Genomic DNA, 15,386 nt, shown 5'->3' with positions numbered 1-15,386 from the left:
TAGTTTAAGAGCTATTATATTTTAAGAAAGTCGCAAAATAAGCTTATGGCTGCAACAAAACAAGCTCCCCATGCAATGGATGAGCTACTCAAAGATTTCTCACCTTTTAAGGTGGTACCTGGAGAACTTATCGAAGGTGCCGTTATTTCTATACAGAAAAACTGTATATTAGTTGATCTTAATGGGACTTTAACAGGAAGTATTTCCGGTAAAGAATCAAAAGATGCATTTGATACTGCAAAAGGTTTAAAACCTGGTGATACTGTTATCGCTGCAGTACTTGAAGAAGAAAATGAAGAAGGTTTCGTAGTTCTTTCTTTCCGTAAAGCAAGTCAGGAGAAAACATGGAAGAAATTCATCGATGCGTATTCAAAAGATGAAGCGATCAAAGTTAAACCAACTGAGGCTAACAAAGGTGGTCTACTACTTGATCTTGATGGAATTAAAGGATTTATACCGGTATCTCAACTATCCCCTCTTCATTACCCACGTGTAAATGGAGCTGATGCGAACCAAATCCTTACTAAACTGAAAGAACTTATGGGTGTTGAATTGGAAGTTAAGATCCTTAACCTTGATAAAGAAAATGGTAAATTGATTTTATCTGAAAAAGCCGCATTCCAAGGAGATAGAAGCGATACACTTGATAAACTTGCAATTGGTCAAAAGATCAAAGGTAGAATATCCGGTATAGTTGCATTCGGTATATTCGTTACATTCGGTCAGGTAGAAGGGCTAGTCCATGTATCTGAAATCGAATGGGGTCACTGTAAAGACACTCGTAACTATGGAAAAGTTGGAGAAGAAGTTGAGGTTATGGTTATCGGTATCGAAAACGGTAAGATTTCTCTCTCTATGAAGAGACTTACTTCAAATCCATGGGAGAATATCGAAAAAGACTTCCCACTTGGACAAAAAGTTACAGCAGTTGTAAACAAAGTTACTCCATTTGGAGTATTTGTAGCTCTAAACGATCAAATTAACGGACTTATACATATATCTGAATTATATGAAGATGCCGGAGATTCAAGAGATCCTATAACTGTATTCAAGGCAGGTGAAAAAATCGAAGCATGGGTAATCGCTGTAGATCAAAACGAACATAGAATTGCACTTTCAGTTCGTGAAGAAACTGCAAAAAAAGCTATAAGTGGAGAAGTCGAAGCACTAGCTGTAGTTAAAGTTGAAGAAGAAGCTGCTGCTTAATTCGAAGCCCCTACTCTATATTCTTGTTTTACGAAGTTGCACCATTGGCAGTCTTCTTTGCCGCAGCCTTGCGAGAATTGATGATTCATTATCTTTGTGTATGTGTCTTTTATTTGGGCTTTGACGATTTCGACATCTTCGTGGCTTACTTCCATTTTTACTTTTTTGAATTCGCCTGATTTTGAATCTCTTTCTACGAAATCCATTTCACCTGATGTCATATTCCATGATTCTTTTTTGTCTGAATCTGTGAGAATTTTGTAAAATACGATCTGGCGCCAATAATTCCCACCTAGAGGTTCCGCCTCTGATGGAGCTTTGAGATTTTGTATTGAGTTCGAATATTGTCCGGTTTTGTAATCTACAATATTCGCCTCCGTATTTTCGAATTCGATCTTATCTATCTTTCCGGTAATCGGTACGCCATCAATCTGAGCCTGCCATACATTGTACTCAACTCTTACATTTGGAGTCCATGATGATTTGTAGTGGTTGAAATATTCTTCAAGTACCTTTGCTCCATATGCAGATCGTTTTTCAAATTGAATTTCAGTGAAAGATGAGCGATTTAAATCCATATAATAAGTGAAATACTGTATCAATCTATCCAAATTATCAAAACTGCCATGCTTTTTTGTGTTTTTGAAGAAGTGTTCAAGCGCATAGTGAATAGAATTACCAAAAGCCATATATTCATTTAGTGGGCGCGGTACTCTGAGTACATTTTCAAAATAAAATGCTATAGGGCACTCTAGATATTTGTTCAAATGAGTTGGTGAAAGTTTATAATCTTTGAGAAGGTCGGTTATGTATTGTTCTTCTATTATGTCGTTGTTTTTGACCTGCTGACTGCTCATAAGAAATGAGTAATAACTCATCATACTTTCATCTGAGAGAGCGCAGGGCTCAATATGTATATCTAGAGCATGTTTTTTACTATTTTCGATAACTTCTGCGACAAATTGACTCATCTCGATATCTTTATCATTCATATCCCTTGCAGAATAACTGATCACTAAATGCTTTTTGGCACGCGTCATTGCTACGTAAAAAAGTCTTCGCGCCTCCTCTGTGTCATCTCCGGTGTTGGATAACGTTAAAGTGTTTGGAAAAGAGAAAGAGCCTCGGTTTGCTCTGGAGGAGTCCCATATTTTTTTCTGACAACCTATTATAAATACGTATTTGAATTCAAGTCCTTTGGATGAATGAGCGGTTATAAAGTTCACTCCATTTTTTGCGAAAGTCATTTTGGCAAGTGGTAAGGAGATACCATGTTCTTCCATCTTTTTTAGCATCTGTAATAAGTCTTTTAAACTTGTGTTTGGATTTTTACGTGATTCTTCTTTGATAAAATCAAAGAATGTCGTGAGTATTCTCATATGCCAAACTTTGTCTTCGGCGTTCATAACATATTCGAGAATCCCACCTTCTGAAAAAATAGTCTCTATTAATTCTTGTAGAGTCATGTGAGGTATATTTCTTATCCATTTGTTCAAACCTTCCCCGAGTTTCAATAATTTCTCTTGAGAATCAATTGAGATCAAATCTCTTATAGTCGCTTCATCTGTGATAAGTTCACGAAGTTTCGGCTCAAGGGTTGGTAATTGCATCAAATTTGCTGATTTTTTTTGAGCCCTGTGCTCGCTCTCAAGCTGCCTAAGTTTTGCTGATAACATAGCTATGTCCCTCACAGAAATCTTGAAAAAATCATAATGTAAAATATGAAAAAGTACGCTTTCCATAGAATATGGATTCTCAAATTCTCCAGCGATATATGTCAGTATGTTTATTATCGTTTTGGCGAAAGGAAGATCTAAGATATTCGTGGATTCTTTTACGTTTAGTGGTATTTTCTTTTGTTCGAGTAACTTAATTATATTATAGGCTTGCCTATGCTGACTGTAGATTATTGCAACTTCATTTAAATCAATATTTGATTTATGAAGTTTTTCTATAATTTCAACGATTCCCGCCTCTTCATGCGCTGTATTGTAATATTCAAAAACCCTAGTTTTTGTTTCTGAACCTGCAAGCTCTGCATTTGAAGCTGTTAAGTTTTTTTCAAGTCCCGGGATCTCATTTATAAGTCTTTCATTATTTCCTTCTATCAAGGACATTGCCGAATTCAGGATGTTTTGAGATGAACGATAGTTTTGTGTAATCATCACTTTTTCGCTAGTTGGATGAGTATGATAAAAACTCATAATATTACGAAGATTGGCTCCCTGAAAACGATAAATAGACTGATCATCGTCACCAACTATAAATATATTTGGACTGTCCCAGAAGTTAGTAAGTAGATTTATAATTTCATTTTGGGCTCCATTTGTATCTTGATATTCATCAACCAAAATATATAAAAACCTCTCTTGGTATGTTGCGAGCATGTTTTCATCTTCTTTGAATGCTTTTACGATCCAAGCGATCATATCTTGATAATCGTATCTTTCTTTGTCATTTAAAAATTTCTGATAATTATCAAATTCTTTTGCGCCGGCTTTGAGTTTTTCGATTTTTTCTATTTCAGGCGATATTAGGCGGTCATTCGGATCTCCGACTTTGACTCCTTTTGAAGAATTCGCTCTTTTGTATTGAAATTCCGGATCGTTCGGGAGGTTTTTTAAATATTCATCAGAGGCAGCGATGACGTCAGAAGTTGTCCAATTTTCCGCTTTCATGGTTTGAAAAAGATCCTTCAATCTCCCTACTTCATAATAACTCGATACATGATAAAGAGGATGATCAGGTTGGAATTTATCTATTAATTTTTCTAAAAATTGTACAACTTCCAGCTCAGACACCAGAGATAATTCTCTTTTTTCAAAATAATCCAGATTTTCTTGAATTACGTCGTTGCAGAACGCATGGAATGTATAGATGTTAACTTTGTAGGCCTCCGGCCCTATAAACTCAAGCAGGCGCTTTCTCATAGCAATAGTGCCGGCATCAGTAAAGGTGAGACATAATATGTTATGTGGCCCTGCATCTGTTGATTGCAAGATATTCGCAATCCTCGCCGACAAAACCTCAGTTTTACCCGTCCCGGGCCCCGCAATAACCATAACCGGACCTTCAATAGCCTCCACAGCTTTGCGCTGCTCAGGATTTAATTTTTCGAGACGTTGTTGGAAGATTGTTGTCATTTCCTTATATCACTTAGGGTAGTTCATAGTATATGAGATGAAAGTCTGAATGCAATGTGAACCAGTCATTGACTTTATCTCAAAATATGCTTCAATGGTAACTAGGCTATTTATTAAATAGATTCTCATGGCTGGAATAGATGACGAATTGGGTCTATCAGAAGCATTGATAACTCCTCAAACCTTGGAGCAAGCTCCAAAAGATTGTGTAATTACAAGTGATGATGGGGATCTTTCTATAGTGATACTTGATGGTGGAAATTGGCAAGTTACTTATTGCGATGAAGAGATTGAAGATTGGTATCTTGGTAGTGAACATCCAAATGTTACTATTATTATACCAATATCAGATTGCGAGTTCATTGAGTACCCTTTTAATATGAAAACAAGAAAAATGGGGGAAGGTCAATTGATTGAACGTAAAAGTTTCAAAAGTAAATTAATGGAAATTTATGGCAGTAAACGTAAAGCTATAATGCTTGCTATTTTAGGTACTCTAGCTGCTGCTGCACTTGGAGTTGCTCAATGCTATACAAGCAAAGCTGATTCTGAGGGAACTGATAGGATAGAAGATGGTAACTATGATGAAAACATTGATAAAGAAGGGTCAAAGATCAAAAGTCAGAAAGAATTAGAGAAAGATGGCTTTTGTTAAATTGGCTAATAAAAAAATCTATTGCCATAGATCGAGGGTGCAATTATACTCACCTTACTTTTATATATCTTCGTGGTAGAATTCTGCTGCTTCAATAACCAATTTACTGATGGAATATGTTACTTTACTGGCACTTTTGGGACTTATCGGATTTATCGTTTGGGATAAGACTAAGGCGAAGATAGAAGATGTAAATCTAAAGCAAGAATTTGAAGATAAATATCGTGAGAAGATGACTGATCTTGAAGTTAGCTTAAAAAAGGCTGAGTCTGAAAGAGATGAGCTTTCCGGTAAGGGTAAAGAGATGTTTGTTCATCTGACTTCACTCAAAGAGAAAAGCCAAACTTTGGATGAAAAGCTGCAAGAAACTGCGAAAAAATTAACTCGTTTTGAGAGTGAAGAAGAGGCTCGTACAAAAGAATTTTCAAAGAAAGTTACTGATCTGGAAGAGGCTCGGAAGGCGCTTGAGGATGAGAAGGTGCGTATTCGTCGTGAAGACATCGAGAGGATGGAGGATGAAGAAAGGGAAAGAGATAGAATATGGAATGAACATGAAAATGCTTGTTTATCTGCTATGAAAGAGGTTTGTCAAAAGCCTGAGTTAGGATTTGCTTTTTATGGAAACACCACCCTACCCGATTCATTTGATGGCGGGCTTAAGCCGGATTTCTTGGTTGAATTCCTTGGGCAATATATAATATTTGATGCGAAGATGTCTAGATCGGCAAGTTTACAAAATTATCTAAATGATCAAGTTAAGAAAACTGTAAAAAAAATTAAAGGATCAAAAAATGAAGAAGAAATTTATAATACTGTGTTTTTCATCGTTCCAACTATCGAATTTGATAATTTGAAGAAAACTCATTTCTATGAAGAAGGTTATTCATTTTTTGCTTTACCTATAGAGGCGTTCGAAGCGATATTATCGAGTTTTAAGCGAGTTATGAACTATGACCTTGCAGAGAGCTTCGACCCAAAAGAAAGAGAAAATATTGTTAATTTGATAGCGACTTACGATCAACATATCAGCCGTCAAAATGCGATTAATTTGCTTACAACTGTAGAAGGCTTGAAAGTTATGCATCAAAAAGGCACTTTGAGCAATGACATAAGAGGAGATATTGAGACTACAAAGAAGAAAATGAGAGTCGAAAATCTCAAACCAAACGATTTAAAACGATTCATCCAAAATCCTGAGGAGCAAATAAAGCAAATCAAAGGCTTAGTTGAGCCAAAAGAACCTGAAGTGGCTACGGAAGATCTTGTAAATGTTCAAAGTAGCTTGCTTGACTGATAAATAGGTCTGTCCAGAAAATAGGTTCTATGGGGGAATTCTAGCTTTTACGCTATACAAATTATATAATTGTAGCATTTATTTTTGTTATTCGCAAGGAATCTGCATTTTTCCTTTGTATAAAGAGTCACTTTCTTGTAGACTGCGGTCGCTCTTTAATCAGTTGGAATTTATGTTTGTCACTCTAGAAAGTCTTGCGAAACGTATAGGTATCAATGCAGCCGAACTCAAAATAAAGCTGGATGATCTTGGTTTTGAGTATGATGAGGTTAAGGGCCTTGAGGAAGATATTGCTGATTTGGTTGAGGAAGAATTGAAATCTGATGGAGATATAGTCGGGATGTATGATGAGCTCACGGCCAAAGAGATGGATAAAGAATTGGTTAAAAGTCAGCGTAAACAGATGGCCGGTAAGGAAAAAAAGAAAAAAGAGAGAAAAGGTGAAGATGAAAGCGTACAAGAAAGACCAAATACAATTGAAATTGGTGATACTATATCTGTCAAAGAATTTGCGGAAAAAACAGGTATAAGTCCTGCGAAAATTATTGGTGAATTGATGAAGAATGGTGTTCTGGCAAATATAAATCAACAAATTGATTTTGATACGCTTGAAATATTGGCTGATGGATTTGGTGTGCAATTAGATCGTAAACGTGGAGAAGTTAATATTGAAGATGTTATGAAAGGTAATTTGGAAAAACTTCTAGATGAACCTGATAAATCAAAGCTTTCTTCCAGACCACCCGTTGTTACAATTATGGGGCACGTTGATCATGGTAAGACAAAATTATTGGACTATATACGCGAGACAAACGTGGTAGCCGGCGAAGCCGGCGGTATTACGCAGCATATTGGTGCATATCAAGTTGTAAAGAATGATCGTAAAATTACATTTTTGGACACTCCGGGGCATGAGGCATTTACTGCTATGCGTGCTCGCGGTGCCAAAGTAACTGATATTGCGATTCTAGTTGTAGCCGGAGACGAAGGTATCAAGCCACAGACAGTTGAAGCTATAAATCATGCCAAAGAAGCGAATGTTCCTATTATTGTGGCTATCACAAAAATGGACAAACCAAATGTAAATCTGGAAAAAGTAAAAGGTGGACTTACTGAAAACGGTTTACAGCCGGAAGATTGGGGAGGGAAAACTATTACCGTTCCTGTTTCTGCTATGACAGGGGACGGAATCGATCAATTACTTGAAATGATCCTACTTACTGCTGATATCGAAGACATGAAGGCAAATCCGGATAGACCGGCTGTCGGTACTGTTATTGAGGCTCATTTGGACTTGAATCTCGGCCCTGTTGCAACCGTGCTGATAAATACAGGTACACTTAAGGTTATGGATTCTATAATTATAGGTAGTGCATATGGTCGTGTTAAAACTATGAAAGATCACAGAGGCAAGAAATTAAAAATGTTATTACCATCGGATACTGCGCAAATTTCAGGACTATCTAAAGCACCTCAAAGTGGTGATATCTTACAAGTTGTACAAGGAGAAAGAGAAGCAAGGATGAAGGCAACTTCAATCGAACAAATTGAAAGAGCTCGTATAGCCGGATCTATGGGTATATCTATGGAGACTCTAATATCTCATATTAAATCCGGAAAACTTAAAACATTAAAAGTAGTTCTCAAAGCTGATACACAAGGTTCGATTGAGGCAATTGCTGAGAGTTTGGCTAAAATAACAGGAAAAGATGTTGGAATTCGTATAATTCACTCTGGAGTTGGTAATGTAACTGAGTCAGATGTAAATATGTGTGCGGCAAGTCACGCTGTTATACTTTGCTTCCATGTAAACACAACTGCTCAGGTAGACCGAATTGCAGAGCAAGAAAATGTGCAGATTCTTAAATATGACATTATTTACAATCTTTTAGATGAGGTTAAGAAACTATTATCAGGTTTACTTGAACCTGAGATAATAGAAGTCGCACTTGGAGATTTAGAGATTAGAGGTATTTTCTATACTAAGAAAAAAGATATGATTATTGGTGGTAAAGTGACTTCCGGTATAATGCAAAAACGAGCTAAAGTACGTATAGAAAGAAATGGAGAGCATATTGGCGATGGTATAGTTACCAGCTTACAAAAAACAGATAAGGTTGTGGATGAAGTTACTTCCGGGCATGAATGTGGGATCAAATTAGAGAGTAAGATCAAAGTAGAAATGGGCGATATACTCAAGGCGTATAAGATTGAAACACGTATGAGAACCCTAGAAGAGGCTTAACCTGTAACCTATGAAATTTCTTATTACAGGTGGCAATGGCATGCTCGCTTACGCTTTAAAAAACAAACTCCAAGCTCTTCATAATGCTGAGATTTATGCGTGTGATAAAGATGTATGTGATATTACCGATGAGTCTTCTGTGAAGAAAATCTTTGATGAATTCAAACCGGACGTCGTTTTGAACTGTGCGGCATATACAGCTGTAGACAAGGCTGAAGAGGAAATTGATATTGCTCTCAATATAAATGCGCATGGCGTACAAAACCTTGCGAAAGCCGCCTTGGAAAACAAAGTATTACTTATTCATTACAGTACTGATTATGTATTTGATGGTTCAAAGGAGAGTTACAATGAAGATGATTTGCGTGACCCGATAAATGCTTATGGTTTATCTAAAGCAAAAGGAGAAGAAGAGATTGAAAATATACTCGGTGAAAATAAAGGTAAGTATTATATAATTAGAACTGCCTGGCTATATGGGCCAGGGGGGCCGAATTTTGTAGAAACTATGCTTCGGCTTTCCAAAGAAAAAGATTCTATTTCCGTTGTAAATGATCAGCATGGCAGCCCTACTTTCACTATTGATCTTGCGGAAGCCACTATAAAATTACTTGAAGATACAGGTGGTAAATATCCATTTGGAATTTATCATCTTACAAATAATGATGATTGCACATGGTATGAGTACACGTGTAAGATTTTTGAGTATTCATCTATATTGACTCCGGTTCATCCTATCGATAGTTCTGAATTTCCGCGACCGGCCAAAAGACCAAAGTATTCAATTTTAAAGAACAACAAAGGGCCACTCCTCCGTTCATGGCAAGAGGCCGTAAAAGATTATCTTGAAAATTACAGATAGCTCACTTAAATCCATCTACTTTTTAGTATAAATACCATGGCTATACTCGTTACAGGTTCGCTCGCATACGACATCATAATGACCCATGAAGGGAAATTTACAGACCATCTAATCCAAGGGAAATTGGATCATCTTAATGTTTCTTTTTTGATTGATACGAAAGAAAAAGAATTTGGTGGTTGTGGTGGTAATATTGCATATAATTTAAGTTTACTTGGTGAGGATACGGATTTGATAGGTCGTGCCGGTAGAGATTTTGGTGATTATGAAGAATGGCTTACGGAAAATGGTATCAATACAGACCATATTCATATTCATGATGATCTGGATACAGCTATTGCCTACATAACATCAGATTCTGCCGGTAACCAGATTACATCTTTTTATCCGGGAGCTATGAAGAAGGATGATAAATTTAAACCCCATGCTTCATCTACATATAATTTGGCAATTATATCCCCGGAAGATGTTGATTGGATGATGCAAGCAGTTAATTATTGTGAAGAAAACACACCTTTTATATTTGATCCGGGGCAGCAAGTCACAGCCTTATTAAAGGAAGAATTACTCCACGGTATGAGAAGAGCGCAAGTTGTTATAGTGAATTCTTATGAATTTGATATTATAAAACAAAAAACAGGTCTTTCTGACCTTGAATTGATCCAAAAAATCCCAACTCTTATAATCACAAGAGGAGCAAAAGGATCGGATATTTTCAATCTTGGTAAACATATACATATAGGTATTGCTAAGCCAAAAGAAGTCGTTGATCCAACAGGCGTTGGGGATGCGTATAGAGCGGGCATAATATCCGGAATGATCTGTGGTTTTGACTGGGAATTAACAGGGCAAATGGCAGCAACTATAGCAAGCTTTGCCATAGAAGAATATGGAACTCAAAATCATTACTTCGAACTTGAAGAATTTAACGAACGCTTAAAAAAAGCTTTCAATAAAGAAGTGAATTTAGAAGAATAAAATTATTTATCTTTTATTACTTCCTCATAGCAACTACGTAATTTTTCGTAAGTTATTTTGTCGAGATCTAATATTTGAGATGAATTCTTAAAATAATCTCTCACTTTATCATGATAATTTAATCCGATAAATGGCACTCTACATACCCTTGAAAGAATCAAAGAATGTAGCCTCATACCCAGTACAAATTCTGCGTTTGTGAGTAATTTTAATGTGCCTTTAAGTGAGTAATCAGTATGTACATGAACCTTATTTTTATCCAAGTTATATTGTACAATTAATTTGTTCAAGTATTTCTCGTCAGAAATTTGCCCAGCCCCAAATGGCTTAAGGTAAACCTCTTGTGTACTTTGATTAATCAAGAACTCAATGAATTTAACCACCTCTTGCTCGTACACATTATTTGTTCGACCTATGTATTTTAAATTGACCACCGAGTAAGTTTTCTGATCAAGTTGTGCAGTCTTTTTCTCTAGTAAAATATCCTTATAAATTTCAGTTAAATTCATAGCCAAGTCACCTCTCATCTCGACTTCTAAATTCACACCAATGTCAGATAATACTTTTTTTGAAGATTCATCCCTTACAGATATTGAGCTCGCCCATGAAAAAACTGTCTTAGTAATAAATCTGGCTATTTTTGAATCCAAAGGCCCTACTGATTGGCCTATCATTACTATTTTCTTGCCGTATATCTTTGCAAGGAGCGTTTGTATAAACCATATCCAGACTGCTTTGAGAGAACTATGGTCAGTAAACAGCCCTCCTCCACCAAGTACGAATGTGTCAGATTTTTTATATGCGTTTAAAGTAGCCTTAATTGTAGCGAAATTCAGTAGTGATCTAAGTCCTGATGGGAAGAATTTAACCGCTTCAACCCCATGGATATCTTTTGTTTCCTCCGGATTACCACTCATCACTATAAATTTCGCGTCAGAATCAGATTGTTTTAACACGTATAACAAACCTTCAAGAATTGCTTCATCTCCAATGTTATTCGCCCCATAGTTACCACAAACAATGTAATTTCCCATATTCTATATATGAATAATTGCTACTATTTTAGCATGTCTGCGATAGGTTTGTAGGTCTTTCTATGAATTTCGCATATACCGTGCTTCTCAAGTAGTTTTTTATGAGTTCTTGTTCCATACCCCTTATGACTCAAAAAGTCGTATTCAGGGTACTTTTTGTGCATTTTTTGCATATAATGATCACGCGACACCTTTGCCAAGATAGAAGCTGCTGAAATACAAGGGATTTTACTATCTCCTTTGATAATATATGTAGCCTTTATATCAAATTCAAAGTTGTCACGCCCATCTATCAATAGCTCACTGATCGAAATCTCTTTATATTTAGACAAAAGTCCTTTGTATGCTTTTTTGAAAACGGATTTACAGGCCTTGCGCAGGCCATGTTTATCTATAAATTTCTCAGAACATTTTGCTATATAAAAATAAGTCTTATCCGTAATCTCCGGATAAAGCCTTTCACGAGCGGCTTCTGATAACTTTTTTGAATCATCCAAGCCTTTTATGCCGTGATTTGCTGGCAAAATAACACATGCAGCAAAAAGTGGACCTGCCCATGGGCCCCTACCCGCCTCATCGATACCGGCTTCAAACAACACCTTAGGCATTGTCTTCCTTCTTCTCTTCTTCAGTAGCCTCTACCGCAGGTGCTTCCTCTACAACTTCCTCTGCCTTTTCTTCTTCCACAACCTCTTCTTTTTCTTCAGCTTCCGCTGGAGCTTCTTCAGCCTTCTCTTCAGCAACCACCTCTTCCTCTATGACCGGTTCTTCTTCTAAAATATCTTCTTCGTGTGCAGATGAATCCATTGCCATCTCATCATTCTCTCCATAGTAAGTTTCTTTTAGACGAGCGCTTTTACCTGTTAGATCTCTCATGTAATAAAGCTTAGCTCTTCTAACTTTCGCTTTTTTAACAACTTCGATTTTACTTATAGTAGTTGAATGAAGTGGGAAGATCTTCTCAACACCAACTCCGCTAACTATCTTACGTACTGTAAATGTCTTATTTACCCCATGTCCACTACTTACCTTGATTATCAATCCTTCAAAAATTTGTAAACGTTCTTTATCTCCTTCTTTGATCTTTTGAGATACACGAACGGTGTGTCCTGGACGAAGGTCAGGCACGTTTGACTTAAGAGAACTCAGACTTATTTTTTTCGTTAGTATTTGATTCATTTTTTTGTGTACGTCAAAATTTAAAGCAGGCCGATTATATAGACGTGAAATTGAACATGCAAGCAAAAAAACGATCAACGGAAAATTTCTATGAATAAATAGTTGATAATTATAAACGTAGTTTGATTCACGGCGTTTTTTTTATACTTGCTAGCATTCGCTTTACATATTTCAGCTCAGCTTTTTAAAACTTAAATGCGCGTATTTTTACTTATTTTTATCCTAGCTTTTTCTCAATATATTTCGAATTTATCGAATGCACTATATCATGGTGCTCGCGACAAAGTGGAACGAGCATACTCGGATCATTGCTGCCAGAAATCGAAAACGGTATTTTATGGTGCACCTGTTTAGCCTCCCTTACGCAACCTTTGACCGAACATCGATCTCCAAATTCCGCTTTCAGCACCTCTTTGATTCCGACGCTCATATACTTCGATGAGCCTTTGCCATCTGCCTTTCTTTTTTCCTCTTTAGCAAGCGTTTTTTCGCTTTCTTTCGCCTTATTTTCAATAATCCCCTCATCATGTTTCTTAAGTAATTCAAGAAGAATTTTATTCAAATCTATGCCCTTATTTTGAAGATCAAGCAGCTTTCCAACCACTTCATTTGATAAATTTAAAGTATGCCCGGGCAGACTTTTTGGTTCGATTTGCGGCTCAAACAAGCCGTTTTGATTTTGCAAGGTCTGGCTATTCTCAACGCCGTTATTTCTTGCAAGTCGTATATCTCTTACAAAAACTTCAAGTGAAGACTTTGACAAAACCTTTGCGCTCTGCGCCAGCAATTCTTCATTTTCTGAACTTGCGAGTGAAACGACACGAGCTAGTTTATTGATGCTGACCTCGCCAGCCACTAGCATCGATTTGAGGACTGGCTTGTCTTCAAAACGTTTTTCGAGGTTTATAGCGAGGCGGATTTGAGCTTCGCTCAAACCTGCCATGCGTTTGCCAAATTCAACAATTGATGAGAACCCCTTCCGTTCATACAACCCTCTTCTATTTACTTCCGGCAAAAGCCCGATGAACTTTCGTCGCCAAAGTAGCGTTTGATCACCATATTCTTTACAAAGATAAAGTAATTTTCTATCTGTAAACTTTGTTATATTTCCCATGGTTTTTTGATTAAAAAATAAAGCTGTTTTTACAAAAAAATAATACCATTCACTCACCATTTTGGGTCAAGCCTTAAATGCCAAAAAAGGCTAGCTTTAAGCCAAAAACTACAACTTTAACTTGCACAAAAACCCAAATATTACATAGTGAGTATTAGCTTACCCTTAAAGTGTGTCGTAGTGAATAATATGCCATACAGAAAAAAAACTAACTTACTTATTGGCGATGTTATAGCTATATATATATGAAATATTTCATACCAATGCTGCGAAAAATCGTAAAAAAGCGGCTAAAAACTTCTCTGCAAACGATCAATCCCACCACACTTCCGTCACTCCAAAATTTTCTCATAGAAAAAATCCGTTGATCCAAAAAAAACGGAAAAATATTCTGGAGAGAGAGCAATATTTTTCCGTTACTTTGAATGATTTGTCATTTACTGCGCTTACTCTACCGATTCAATATGTTTTGCAAGTTTGTTGATACCGACTATATTTGTAGAATCTTGTACTAAATCCTTTATAAACTTATCATTACATTTGATTCTATACAAGAAGTCTTCTTTACTCATGATACTAAACTTTATAGGTTCCTTAGTATCACCTTCTTCATCTAAAAGTTTTTCCAATTCAGATTTATTCACTTTACCTACAAGTAACAGATCGCAATTTGAATTCCTTCCCAGGAAAGCTCCGGAAAGAAGTAGGAATTCGATATCTCCCAACTTGCCAATTTTCTTAACTAAGCCCTCTTTTGAGCTTAAACTCTTCATAATCATAGAATGAAGCTCATTAAAAAGAATGAAATTCTTGTTAACAGTGTAGAATTTCTTTCTATTCTTAGTCCTAGAACGAAGCAACCCTGTTTTTCGCAAACTATCAAGCTCCCTTCTCACAGAATTTATTTGCTCATCCAGTATTCTGGTAAGTTCCCTTATAAAGAACTCACCGTCCGGATTCTGCATAAAAATAGTCAGAAGTTTAACTCGAGTACGCGATGTGAAAAGCGCTTTTAATATTTCCATTCTACTAAGTGGGTGAGGTAAGTAGGGGGTAAGGTTGAATGTGAGCAAAAGAGATGTTCAAATCCGTACTATGAGTACACATAATTTGTACAGCAGAGCTACTTTAAATCTTTTCGAAATAAATTGCAATACCTTTTTACAAATAATTTGTTCACGAACGCTGGATTCCTTTATATAAAACAACAATCCAGCACTTCACTTTATGAAAACGAGCCATTTTTTTAATAAAATATATACTCGTGTACAACTTTTTTATACATTAAATGAGGGATTTTTATAAATATATTTTTAGGCAAAAAAAACAGCCTTAAAATCAAGGCTGTTTATAAGTATTTAGTTCAAATTTTCTTAGTAATCGTCTTCTTCATCATCGTCCTTTTTCTCAAACATGGAATGTATCAGGCCATGATAGAAGAATCCACATAGTATACCAAAAGCTGAAACCCAGAAAATTAAAATGGTTGGCGTGGTACTTGAACTAACTGGGGTGAAAAAAATCACCATGTCCACGCAAAGAGCTTGTATGTTTTCAAATGCTATCACGAAAATTATCACCGTTGTGATGAGCGCGCCAACAAGATATAAGTATTTAAGCATCGTAAAATGTTATAATTTATTTTTCTTTTAAAAAGAGTATATCAAAGTTCGCTC

The 15,386-nt window shown here is 36.3% G+C and carries 12 protein-coding genes and 1 pseudogene; 6 read left to right on the top strand and 7 right to left on the bottom strand.

Going from position 1 to position 15,386, the window contains the following annotated elements; genetic code table 11:
* The first annotated feature begins 45 nt into the window (after positions 1 to 45).
* The gene (locus tag Q8P68_03640; GenBank protein MDP4008256.1) at positions 46 to 1,206 is read left to right on the top strand and encodes a S1 RNA-binding domain-containing protein; all 1,161 of its coding nucleotides are present in this window, start codon (positions 46 to 48) and stop codon (positions 1,204 to 1,206) included.
* Here Q8P68_03640 and Q8P68_03635 read toward each other — a convergent pair.
* Positions 1,203 to 4,349 (bottom strand): ATP-dependent DNA helicase, encoded by a 3,147-nt coding sequence (locus Q8P68_03635; GenBank protein ID MDP4008255.1) that lies wholly within the window; start codon positions 4,347 to 4,349, stop codon positions 1,203 to 1,205. The two genes, Q8P68_03640 and Q8P68_03635, sit on opposite strands and share 4 nt — an antisense overlap.
* Positions 4,350 to 4,476: 127 nt before the next feature.
* Here Q8P68_03635 and Q8P68_03630 point away from each other — a divergent pair, with 127 nt between their 5' ends.
* The 5 genes from Q8P68_03630 to Q8P68_03610 all read left to right on the top strand — a co-directional run bounded on the left by Q8P68_03630 (position 4,477) and on the right by Q8P68_03610 (position 10,383).
* The gene (locus Q8P68_03630; protein MDP4008254.1) at positions 4,477 to 5,004 is read left to right on the top strand and encodes a hypothetical protein; all 528 of its coding nucleotides are present in this window, start codon (positions 4,477 to 4,479) and stop codon (positions 5,002 to 5,004) included.
* 109 nt (positions 5,005 to 5,113) lie between these two features.
* The gene (locus tag Q8P68_03625) at positions 5,114 to 6,298 is read left to right on the top strand and encodes a hypothetical protein (protein MDP4008253.1); all 1,185 of its coding nucleotides are present in this window, start codon (positions 5,114 to 5,116) and stop codon (positions 6,296 to 6,298) included.
* A 172-nt stretch (positions 6,299 to 6,470) separates the two neighbouring features.
* Positions 6,471 to 8,543, top strand: a complete 2,073-nt coding sequence (infB, locus tag Q8P68_03620) for a translation initiation factor IF-2 (GenBank protein ID MDP4008252.1) — start codon at positions 6,471 to 6,473, stop codon at positions 8,541 to 8,543.
* A gap of 10 nt (positions 8,544 to 8,553) precedes the next feature.
* Positions 8,554 to 9,405: a dTDP-4-dehydrorhamnose reductase gene (gene rfbD / locus Q8P68_03615; GenBank protein ID MDP4008251.1), complete on the top strand. Its 852-nt coding sequence runs from the start codon at positions 8,554 to 8,556 to the stop codon at positions 9,403 to 9,405.
* Positions 9,406 to 9,441: 36 nt separating this feature from the next.
* Positions 9,442 to 10,383 (top strand): carbohydrate kinase family protein, encoded by a 942-nt coding sequence (locus Q8P68_03610; GenBank protein ID MDP4008250.1) that lies wholly within the window; start codon positions 9,442 to 9,444, stop codon positions 10,381 to 10,383.
* A gap of 2 nt (positions 10,384 to 10,385) precedes the next feature.
* On the opposite strand, the gene Q8P68_03605 is transcribed toward Q8P68_03610, so the two are convergent.
* The 6 genes and pseudogenes from Q8P68_03605 to Q8P68_03580 all read right to left on the bottom strand — a co-directional run bounded on the left by Q8P68_03605 (position 10,386) and on the right by Q8P68_03580 (position 15,332).
* Complete coding sequence (locus tag Q8P68_03605) at positions 10,386 to 11,417, bottom strand: polysaccharide pyruvyl transferase family protein (GenBank protein ID MDP4008249.1); 1,032 nt, start codon at positions 11,415 to 11,417, stop codon at positions 10,386 to 10,388.
* Positions 11,418 to 11,440: 23 nt separating this feature from the next.
* Complete coding sequence (locus Q8P68_03600; protein ID MDP4008248.1) at positions 11,441 to 12,025, bottom strand: ribonuclease HII; 585 nt, start codon at positions 12,023 to 12,025, stop codon at positions 11,441 to 11,443.
* A 229-nt stretch (positions 12,026 to 12,254) separates the two neighbouring features.
* Positions 12,255 to 12,596 (bottom strand): annotated as a pseudogene (gene rplS / locus Q8P68_03595) (50S ribosomal protein L19).
* A gap of 217 nt (positions 12,597 to 12,813) precedes the next feature.
* Positions 12,814 to 13,710: an HNH endonuclease signature motif containing protein gene (locus tag Q8P68_03590; GenBank protein ID MDP4008247.1), complete on the bottom strand. Its 897-nt coding sequence runs from the start codon at positions 13,708 to 13,710 to the stop codon at positions 12,814 to 12,816.
* A 446-nt stretch (positions 13,711 to 14,156) separates the two neighbouring features.
* Positions 14,157 to 14,735, bottom strand: a complete 579-nt coding sequence (locus tag Q8P68_03585; protein ID MDP4008246.1) for a winged helix-turn-helix domain-containing protein — start codon at positions 14,733 to 14,735, stop codon at positions 14,157 to 14,159.
* 348 nt (positions 14,736 to 15,083) lie between these two features.
* Positions 15,084 to 15,332, bottom strand: a complete 249-nt coding sequence (locus Q8P68_03580; protein ID MDP4008245.1) for a hypothetical protein — start codon at positions 15,330 to 15,332, stop codon at positions 15,084 to 15,086.
* Positions 15,333 to 15,386: the final 54 nt, after the last annotated feature.

It is taken from the genome of Candidatus Peregrinibacteria bacterium, assembly GCA_030700255.1.
Classification (GTDB): Bacteria; Patescibacteriota; Gracilibacteria; order UBA1369; family JABINC01; genus JABINC01.
The sequence above is the reverse complement of the archived record's forward strand: the minus strand, read 5'-3'. Positions and strand labels throughout refer to the sequence as shown.

Bases quoted from the DNA above. Each gene is read 5' to 3' on its own strand.
- Q8P68_03640 (MDP4008256.1), top strand. From the start codon at position 46: ATGGCTGCAACAAAACAAGCTCCCCATGCAATGGATGAGCTACTCAAA.
- rfbD (MDP4008251.1), top strand. From the start codon at position 8,554: ATGAAATTTCTTATTACAGGTGGCAATGGCATGCTCGCTTACGCTTTA.
- Q8P68_03580 (MDP4008245.1), bottom strand. From the start codon at position 15,332: ATGCTTAAATACTTATATCTTGTTGGCGCGCTCATCACAACGGTGATA.
- Q8P68_03635 (MDP4008255.1), bottom strand. From the start codon at position 4,349: ATGACAACAATCTTCCAACAACGTCTCGAAAAATTAAATCCTGAGCAG.
- Q8P68_03625 (MDP4008253.1), top strand. From the start codon at position 5,114: ATGGAATATGTTACTTTACTGGCACTTTTGGGACTTATCGGATTTATC.
- Q8P68_03590 (MDP4008247.1), bottom strand. From the start codon at position 13,710: ATGGGAAATATAACAAAGTTTACAGATAGAAAATTACTTTATCTTTGT.
- Q8P68_03630 (MDP4008254.1), top strand. From the start codon at position 4,477: ATGGCTGGAATAGATGACGAATTGGGTCTATCAGAAGCATTGATAACT.
- Q8P68_03610 (MDP4008250.1), top strand. From the start codon at position 9,442: ATGGCTATACTCGTTACAGGTTCGCTCGCATACGACATCATAATGACC.
- Q8P68_03600 (MDP4008248.1), bottom strand. From the start codon at position 12,025: ATGCCTAAGGTGTTGTTTGAAGCCGGTATCGATGAGGCGGGTAGGGGC.
- infB (MDP4008252.1), top strand. From the start codon at position 6,471: ATGTTTGTCACTCTAGAAAGTCTTGCGAAACGTATAGGTATCAATGCA.
- Q8P68_03585 (MDP4008246.1), bottom strand. From the start codon at position 14,735: ATGGAAATATTAAAAGCGCTTTTCACATCGCGTACTCGAGTTAAACTT.
- Q8P68_03605 (MDP4008249.1), bottom strand. From the start codon at position 11,417: ATGGGAAATTACATTGTTTGTGGTAACTATGGGGCGAATAACATTGGA.